A 9,659-nucleotide genomic window follows, 5' to 3' on the forward strand; every position below is an offset into this window, starting at 1 on the left:
TGAATGTCTCAATGAGCCCCTTGTCGCTTGGTTTGCCGATCGGCTGAAGTCGATCTGGACTTCGAAATACGTCTGCTTCGATATTCCCGACTGCCGGTCCGGATCTGCTACCGGCATACCCTCCTCGGCCTGCTTAAGCGTGGCCACGATCTGCTTCACCGAGTCTTGCTCGCGCGTCATCGCCAATCTTCCGTAATTACCTCCGAAATACGAACGCTCATTTGTGGCCCGGATCTCCAGAGCAGTTCACGGAGAGTCCCAAGCGAAGTGTGCCGATGCGGAAATGTAGCGACGGAGCGGCCGTAGCTGGCCGTACTCGGGAGGGCGATATGTGGTCACAGAGTCGATCGCGGGACATGTGCAGATTCGACCTCGCAATTCTGTCAGGAATTTTTGAGATGACGGCTGAGGTAATATTCGCGCGGATTGCCGAAGTCAATGCTACCGATACTCCCGACTAAAAGAAGGCGCTGTTTGAATTGCCGGATTGGGATTGCGGATCGGCGAACTCGCCATTAATACAAGTGCGGAGAGTTTCCGGTTAGTTCGTGACTTCTCAGCAACGCTTGACATTTGTTGACGCTGTTTTATTGGATTTCGTGCGATGTTCGGATTCCGTGAGAGCGGATAGAACGAATCGCGAGTAGACCATGAATAAAAAACATTATCGGCTGGTATTCAGCCGTTTGCACGGGATGCTGGTCGCAGTTGAAGAAACGGCCAGCGCAGCGGGGAAAGCAAGCGCTGGCGAAACGCAGCGCGCCGTCGATCGCAGCGGTATGCATGGGGTGGCTCAGTTTGGGTTGCGTTTTGCCGCATTCGGCGCTCTGATTGCCGCGGGCGCGATGCCGATGTGGTTGCAGGCGCAAATCGTCGGGGCAGGGCCGAATGCGCCGTCGGTGATCCAGACGCCCAATGGCCTGCCGCAAGTGAATATCAACAAGCCGGGCGGCGCCGGTGTGTCGTTGAACACCTACAACCAGTTCGACGTTCAGAAGAATGGCGCCATCCTGAACAACTCGCCGACGATCGTTAATACACAGCAAGCCGGCTATATCAACGGCAATCCAAACCTCAGTGCGGGACAGGCGGCGCGCATCATCGTCAACCAGGTCAGCAGCACGGCGGCCAGTCAGATCAAGGGGTATGTCGAGGTCGCAGGAAGCCGCGCGGAGATCGTGCTCGCTAATCCGGCCGGCATCGTCGTAGATGGCGGCGGGTTTATCAACACGTCACGTGCCGTCCTCACAACGGGTGTGCCGCAGTTTGGCACGGACGGATCGTTGGCCGGCTATAACGTATCGCGCGGGCTCATTACCGTACAAGGCGCTGGCCTCAATGCGTCGAATGTCGATCAAGTCGACCTGATCGCCCGCGCCGTGCAGGCCAATGCCGCGATCTATGCGAAGAACCTCAATGTAATCGCCGGTACGAACCAGGTTAATCACGACACGCTTGCCGCGACGCAGATCGCCGGTGACGGTCCCGCTCCTGCCGTCGCGATTGACGTGGCTCAGTTAGGCGGGATGTATGCCAATAGGGTATTTTTGGTTGGCAACTCTGCAGGCGTGGGTGTGGCGAACGCCGGGACGATCGCGGCGCAGGCCGGCGATTTGACGCTGCAATCGGACGGGCGCCTGGTGCTGACGGGCAAGTCGACCGCGAGCGGCAACCTTGCGCTGTCGGCAGCAGGCGGCATCCAGAATAGCGGCACGACGTACGCGCAGCAGTCGCTGTCGGTCAGCACGAGCGCCGATCTCTCTAACACCGGCGCGCTCGCGGCGCAGCAGAACGCGACCGTGAATGCCGGTAGCGTCAATTCGACCGGGACGCTCGGTGCGGGCGTGAACAGCGACGGAACCGTTGCCCAGAGCGGCGATCTGAACGTGACGACGACCGGACAACTCAGCGCGAGCGGCCACACCCGTGCGGGCGGCAATGCGACCTTGCAAGGGGCCGGGCTGGATCTGTCGAGCAGCACGACATCGGCCGGCAGCGCCCTGACACTGACGACGACACAGGGCGACCTGAATCTCGCGCACGCGTCAGCGATTGCAGGCGGGGCGCTGTCCGCGACCGCAGCAGGGGCGCTGGTCAATGATGGTGGAAATCTGTCGTCGGGTGCGGCGCAAGCGATTCATGCGGGCTCGGTGTCGAATGTCGGCGGGCAAATGGTGTCCGGTGCGTCCCTGGAGCTGGACGCGGCCGGAGCTATCGATAACCGTCAAGGGCTGATGCAGGCGGCCGGCCGGGAGACGATTATCGGCGCGTCGATGAACAATTCAGCCGGGCGCGCCACCTCGCTCGGCACGGACGGCCTGTCCGTGCATGTCAACGGTGCGCTGGTCAATGCAGCAGGCACGACCGCACAAGGCGCGGCGGGCGGCGTGATCGGCTCGAACGGCGCGACCGACGTCTCGGCCGATACGATTGCGAATCAGGGGGAGTTCAATTCCAAAACTGATCTGACCGTCCAGTCGCGTACGCTGGACAATCATTCCGGTGCGCTGCTGGCGGGGGCGAAGCTCGACGCGACCGTCGTTGAGGCGCTGAACAACAGCCAAGCGAAAATCTCCGGTTCCACGACCCATGTATCGGCCGCGTCGATCCAGAATGACGGCGGTTTGATCGACGGCGATGAGTTGGGCATCACGACGACAGGCGACCTCATGAATCGCGGTGGTGTGCTGCGTCAATACGGGTCGTCCGATCAACACTTGTCGGTTGGCGGGACGCTCGACAACGGTGCGTCGGGATCGATCGCATCGAATGCCCACAGTCTGGGGATTTCGGCGCATGCGATTCAGAATGACACGGGCTTGATTCAGCACGCCGGCACGGGCACGCTCGACCTGAACGCCGGCACGATTTCGAATAGCGGCCAAGCGCTGACGAACGGCGCGTTGCGGGTGACGGCCGACACGCTGTCGAACCAAGGCAAACTGGGTGCGAAGACGGATGCGACCATCCGTTCGCAGACCTTCGACAACCATTCAGGCAGCGTCGCCGCCGGCGCAAAACTGGACACGCACGTTGTTGGGACGTTGAACAACCAGCAAGGGTTGTTGTCCGGTTCAACGAACACGATTTCGGCGGCTTCGGTCGACAATGGCCGGGGCACGATTGAGGGCGACGCGCTCGGCGTGACGACGGCAGGCGATCTGCTGAATCAAAACGGATCGATCCAGCAATATGGCAAGACCGATCAAACGCTTTCCGTCGGCGGTGCGCTCCACAACGAACAAGGGACCGTCACCACCAACGCGACGAACCTGACGATCAACGCGCACTCGATGTCGAATGATGGCGGCAACGTCAGCCACGCCGGCACGGGCCAACTCGCGCTGACGACAACGGGCGCGATTTCGAATATCGGCGGCCAAATCGTCACCAACGGTGATCTGGTCTCGCGCTCGTCCAACCTGGACAATTCGAGCGGTGTGATGTCGTCCCAGCGCGTCGCGAACATTCTGGCGAATACCGGCATCGTGAATGCCCGCGGCAAGTTCTACGGGAAGGCTTCGCTTGCCGCGTCCACGCAAGGCGACTATGTGAATTCGTTCGGCAGTACGCAGTCGGGCGGAAATCTCACGGTATCGACTGGCGGCGTGCTGTCGAACGATCAAGGCATCATGTCGGCAAACGGCACGCACGGCACGATGGACGTATCCGCTGCGAGCATTGTGAACCGCTCAGGTACGCTGACCAATGCCGGGGATGGTGCGACCATCCTCTCGGCTGCAACGATCGACAATGATGCGGGCACGGCGGGCGGCAACGCAGACGTGACTGTCAACGCGCAGCGCGTCACGAACACGAACAATGCAAACCTCGTTGCTGGCAAGGCCGGAAATTTCAACATCGCACAGTGGCTTGACAATTCTGGCGGCGCGATGTACGGCGGCGCTGTGTTCAGCCTGAACCAGGCTGGCGCGACCGTACTGAACGACAGCGGCAAAATGGAAGGCGGACAGGACGTATCCGTCAAGGTTGCGTCGTTGTCGAACCAAGCCGGGACGATTCGCGCGAACCGCGATGTAGTGGTCAGCGGTGGCGTGATCGGCGACGGCGAAATGACCGCCGGCCGCAATCTCGGCCTGCACGTCGATGGCGACTATACGAACGGCGCAGCCAACCGGCTGCGCGCGGACGGCGACATGGATGTGTCCGCAACGGGCACCTTGACGAACGCCGGCACATTGGCGGCGGTAGGTGACATACACGCGAGCGGTAACAACGTCGTCAACCAGGCGGGGGCCGACATCAATTCGGCGGCGACGACCGTTACCGCGACCGATACCTTGACGAACGCAGGTCGAATCGAAGGTGATTCGGTCACGACGAACAGTACAACGCTGGTCAACACGGGCACGGTAATCGGCAACGACGTGCTGGTCAACGCGACCGATGTGCGGAATACCGGCGCGCAAGCCGTGATTGCCGGGGCAACCAAAACGCGGCTCTATGCGTCGAACTCGATTACGAACAGCGACGGGGCGACGATCTACAGCGGCGGCGATCTTGAGCTAGCGAAGGACGGCACGCGTGACGCAGCGGGCCTGCTGTCGAATCAGACCAACACGATCACGAACGACTCGGCCAATATCGAGGCCGACGGCAATCTGGATGTCGCCGCGCACACGCTGATCAACAAGCGTACATCCCTTCTTACTGAACCCGGTACGCCGCAAAGTACGTCGGTATCGCTGGACATCTATACGGCTGGTATCCCGATCGGTAAGCGCACGCAGTGGCATTACAGCAAAACTTTCCCGCAATGGACATGGGGCGGCGAAGCCGATCCGATTTCGGGGAACATGGCGGGCGCGCTGCGCAATCCGGTGACGGTGACGGTGCCGAAATCACAGGTCGCGAACTTGGATGCGAGCACGCAGACTTTCTCGCTGACGCAACCGATTGTTGAAACCTACAACGATCTCACCAAATGTGAGGATGTTTTTTGCCTGCGGCCGGTCGACCAGACGCGCAATATCGCAACGAATCCGACGCAGACCTACAACAGCATTCAAGACAACGGCACGACCTATACGATCACGTTCTGGCCGGATTGGGATCCGAAGACACAGATTCGGCCGGATCAAGTCCGTGTGAGAACCGATCTCGGTCCTGACTCGCACGATTACGTCGAGACGCAGCGCACCACCACGACCACGACGACCACAGACAAGCTAGTCGCCGCGTCCGACCCGGCGAAGATGCAGGCGCAAGGTGCGATCCGAATCAACTCGGACGGCGGTTCGATCACCAACGAATCGTCGATCATGGCAGCAGGCGGCGAGCTGGTGCGTCGGGCGGCAGGCGGCACCGTCACCGACAAGGGAACCGTACTGCAACAGAGCGTGAGTGAACAGCAAACGTCGACTTTCTACTGGCACCAGAAAACCGGCGGCGACACCGATACGCAGACCGTAAATTACCCCGTCACGCCGCTGCCGCCGACGACGATCGCCGCGTTGCCGGCGATCGCCACTTCGAACCAGACGGTACAAACGGATGCCCAATCGATCAATGTGGCGGCCGTGGATCGGCTCGGCCAGACCGTCACGGGTTCCGGCGTGTCGGGCGGTAATGCGACCGGCACGCAGCTTGGCGGCCTGAACGGGCAGATTGCGGGACCGAATACGCCGACTGGCGTCACGGGTCAGACGAGCCGGCCGCAAACGCTCGGGAACGCGTCGGGCGGTATTCCGAATCTGACATTGCCGACCAACGGGCTGTATACGTACCACCCGGCGCCCGATCAGACGTTCTTGATCGCGACCGATCCACGCTTTACGTCATATTCGAAGTTCATATCGAGCGACTACATGCTCGGGCAGCTCGGCGTGAATCCGCAAACCACCCTCAAGCGGCTCGGTGACGGCGCGTATGAAGAACGGCTGGTGCGCGATCAGGTGACGCAGCTCACCGGGCGCACGTTCCTTGCTGGCTATTCGGACAACCTCGACGAATACACGGCGTTGATGAACAACGGCGTCGCGTATGCGAAGGCGTTCAATCTCGCGGTCGGCGTCGGCCTGTCGGACGAACAGATGCGCCAGTTGACGACAGATATGGTCTGGCTTGTCTCGCAGGACGTCACTTTGCCCGATGGCTCGCATCAGACCGTGCTGGTACCGAAACTGTATCTGGCACAAGCGAATACGGTCGATTTGCAGCACAGTGGCGCGATTGTGGCTGGGAGCAAGGTCAACCTGAACGGTACGGGGGACGTCGCGAACAGCGGTCATATCGTCAGCGACGTGGCTACGACGGTCATCGGCAACACCATCGTCAACCGGGGTGTGATCGGTAGCGGCGGCACGACGGCAGTGGCTGCCGTGCAGGATGTGCGCAACGTGAGCGGTCGGATCGGCGGAGTCGATACGGTGGTGCGAGCCGGTCGCGACATCACGAACGAAACTGAGACCTTGGGCGTGTCCGGAGCGGCGAGCACGACGGGCCTTGTCGGGCAAATTTCCGCGCAAGGCACGCGCGCGACAGGCGTGATTTCCGGTACGAACGACGTTCAGGCACTGGCTGGACGCGATGTCAACGTGAACGGCGCAGCAGTCCAGTCCGGGCGTAATACGTCGGTCGGAGCAGGCCGCGACATCAACGTCGGCACGATCAGTCTGAAGGCTACGCAGGACGTCGGCACGCGAGATGGCCTGAATGGTGGGCATGACGACGTGACGCAGCACGTCGGCAGCGCGATCACGGCGGGCGGCAATGTGACGGCTGTCTCGGGACGCGACACGACGCTGACGAATGCGACCGTCGATGGCAAGAACGACGTGACGATGGTGGCGGGCGGTGATTTGACCGCGACGGCCGCGAAGGATACGCAGCACCACGACGAACGGTCGCTCGGCGGTAGCCTGACCCAGCATACGGCGTCATCGTATGACGAGACCGTGCGCGGCACGGACATTCACGCGGGCAATAACGCCATACTGGGTGCGGGCCAAAACGCGGTTGCTTCCACCATCCTTGCAGCTGGCGGCGTCATCGCTCAGGCCGACGGGTCGCGGATTGGCAATCTGACTATCGCTGGTTCGAACGTGACGACCGGTCAGACGGCTGCCGATGGAACGATTTCGGGCGGCGCAACCAAGTTGGTTGCCAAGGGCGACGTCAATGTTGGCGCGGTCACCGAGACCCACGACTCGCAAAGCTGGGTGCACGACGAACGCTCGGGGTTCCTGTCGAAAAGCGAGACGACCGACGAAAAGAAGTCGCATCAAGTGCAGTCGATCGGCTCGACCGTTTCGGGCGATACGGTATCGGGCAGCGCCGGACGCGATCTGACGGTGGCGGGTTCCACGGTTGCGTCGACGCACGACCTGTCGCTGGAAGCGGGTCGCAATCTGACGGTTACCACCACGCAGGATACGAGTAACAGTTCGAGCTTCCACGAGGAAAAGAAATCCGGCTTCGGTTCAGCCGGCAGCGGCATTTCGTATGGAAACCGAGACCAGAAGGATACGACGCACGATAGTTCTGTGACGCAGAACGGCAGCCTCGTCGGCAGTACCGATGGCAGCGTGTCGATGAAGGCTGGCAATGACCTGCATATCACGGGTTCCGACGTCATCGCGGCGCAGGATGTGAGCGGCACCGGTAAGAACGTGACGATCGATTCGGCGATCAATACGACCCATCATGACGAAACGCACGAAGTTAAACAAAGCGGCTTTACATTGGCGTTGAAATCACCGGTCATCGACGCGGTGCAGAACGTGAATCAACAGGCGCGCAGCGCCGGCCAGAGTCAGGACGGGCGCGCCGCCGCGCTACACGGCATCGCTGCAGCCGGTGGCGTAGCCGATGCGTTTGGCGCGGCCAAGGGGCTCGCATCTTCGCTGGGCCCGGGCGGCAAACCGGAGGCGAAGATCGAACTGAGTTTCGGTTCGTCGCAAAGCAAGTCGACGTTTAGTGAAGACGGCACGCAAAATCGCGGCAGCAACGTGAAGGCCGGCGGCACCGCTGCGTTCGTGGCGACGGGGGACAAGAGCGCGGGCCAAGGCAACGTGACGATCCAGGGCTCGGACGTGAATGCGAAGGACGTGCTGTTGCAGGCGACGAATCAGGTCAACCTGCTGAACAGCACGGATACCGACAGTACGCGCAGCACGAACAAATCGAGCAGTGCGAGCGTCGGCGTGTCCTTTGGCACGGGCGGCTTCGGCGTGTCGGCTGCGATGTCGCGCGCGCACGGCGATGCCAATTCCGATGCGGCGATGCAGAACAACACGCACATCAACGCGAGCAACACTGCGACGATCGTGAGCGGTGGGGACACCAACGTCATTGGCGCGAACGTCAACGCGAACAAAGTGGTGGCGGACGTGGGTGGCAATCTGAACCTCGCCTCGGTGCAGGATACGACTCATAGTGCTGCGCACCAGAGCAGCACGGGCGGCGGCTTCAGTATCAGTCAGGGCGGCGGCAGCGCGAGTTTCAGTGCACAGAGCGGGCATGCGAGCGGCAACTATGCCGGCGTGAAGGAGCAAGCCGGTATTCAGGCGGGCAGCGGCGGTTACGACATCAACGTCAAGGGCAATACCGATCTGAAGGGCGCATATATCGCGAGTACGGCGACGCCGGACAAGAATCAGTTGACGACCGGCACGTTATCGTTCTCCGATATTCAGAACCATTCGGAATACGATGCGAGCAGTGTTGGTGTGAGCGCGGGCGGCGGGATCGGTGATGGCGGCAACAGCTATGCGACGCACGGACCGACGAGCACGAACGGGAAGAACACGGGCGGCGCGTTGCCGCTGTATGTGAACGAGAGCGGTAGCAGCAGCGCGACGACGAAGAGCGCAATCAGCGACGGCAGCATCACGATCACGGATAAGGGGAGCCAGAAACAGGACCTCGCGACGCTGAACCGGGATACCTCGAATTTGAACGGTAAGGTCGACAAGACGCCGGACCTGCAACAGGTTTTGAGCAATCAGGGCGATCTGATGAACGCGGCGACGGCGGCATCGGAAGCAATTGCGAAGCAGATTGGCAATTATGCGGACAGGAAGGAGAAAGCCGCACGCGATGCCGCCGCTGCGACCGACGATCCCGTGCTCAAGGCGCAGTATTTGCAGGACGCGAAGAACTGGGCCGAAGGCGGTGATAATCGTGTTGCTTTGCACATTGCAGGTGGTGCGCTGACAGGTGGATTGACGGCGGGCGGATTGGGTGCAGTCGGCGGCGCGGCGGGAGCAGGCGTGTCAGCGAAGCTTGCTCCAGAACTGACCGAAATCGCGCAATCGATCAAGGATGCGGGGCCGACCGGTAACAAGAATGTCGACGAGCTGCTGGGTAACGTCGCGTCGAACCTGCTGGCCGGCGGCGCGGGTGCGCTCGTGGGCGGCGGGACCGGTGCGTTGACAGGCGCAGCGGTCGATCGCTTCAACCGGCAGTTGCACGAGGACAACAAGGCGAAGGAGCAGACGCTGGCGAAGAAGCTGGCATCGGAAAGCGACGGGAAATACACGGTGCAGCAGATTCAGGATCAGATGGCGCAAATGGATCTGGTGATGAGCGATGGAGGGGTGTTGCCGGGCAATGTTCGAGTAGCGTCGGGAGAGATGCCGCAGGACGGTGGCCTGACCCCATAGGGTGGTCCGGTTTCAATCTTAGTTCATGATCGG

1 protein-coding gene and 1 pseudogene are annotated in these 9,659 nt (G+C 61.3%); one reads left to right on the forward strand and one right to left on the reverse strand.

The genetic code is table 11. The features are described from left to right. Positions 1-63: 63 nt before the first annotated feature. A pseudogene (locus ACSHSS_RS09970) lies at positions 64-180 on the reverse strand (IS3-like element ISBcen22 family transposase); the annotation flags it as partial. Positions 181-650: 470 nt separating this feature from the next. Between ACSHSS_RS09970 and ACSHSS_RS09975 the strand changes: the two are divergent. After that, on the forward strand, positions 651-9,626 hold the full coding sequence (locus ACSHSS_RS09975; protein WP_445544908.1) for a hemagglutinin repeat-containing protein: 8,976 nt from the start codon (positions 651-653) through the stop codon (positions 9,624-9,626). Positions 9,627-9,659: the final 33 nt, after the last annotated feature.

This window comes from Burkholderia sp. BC1 (assembly GCF_052683555.1).

Excerpts from the sequence above, each read along its gene's own strand:
- ACSHSS_RS09975 (WP_445544908.1), top strand. The coding sequence starts at position 651 with ATGAATAAAAAACATTATCGGCTGGTATTCAGCCGTTTGCACGGGATG.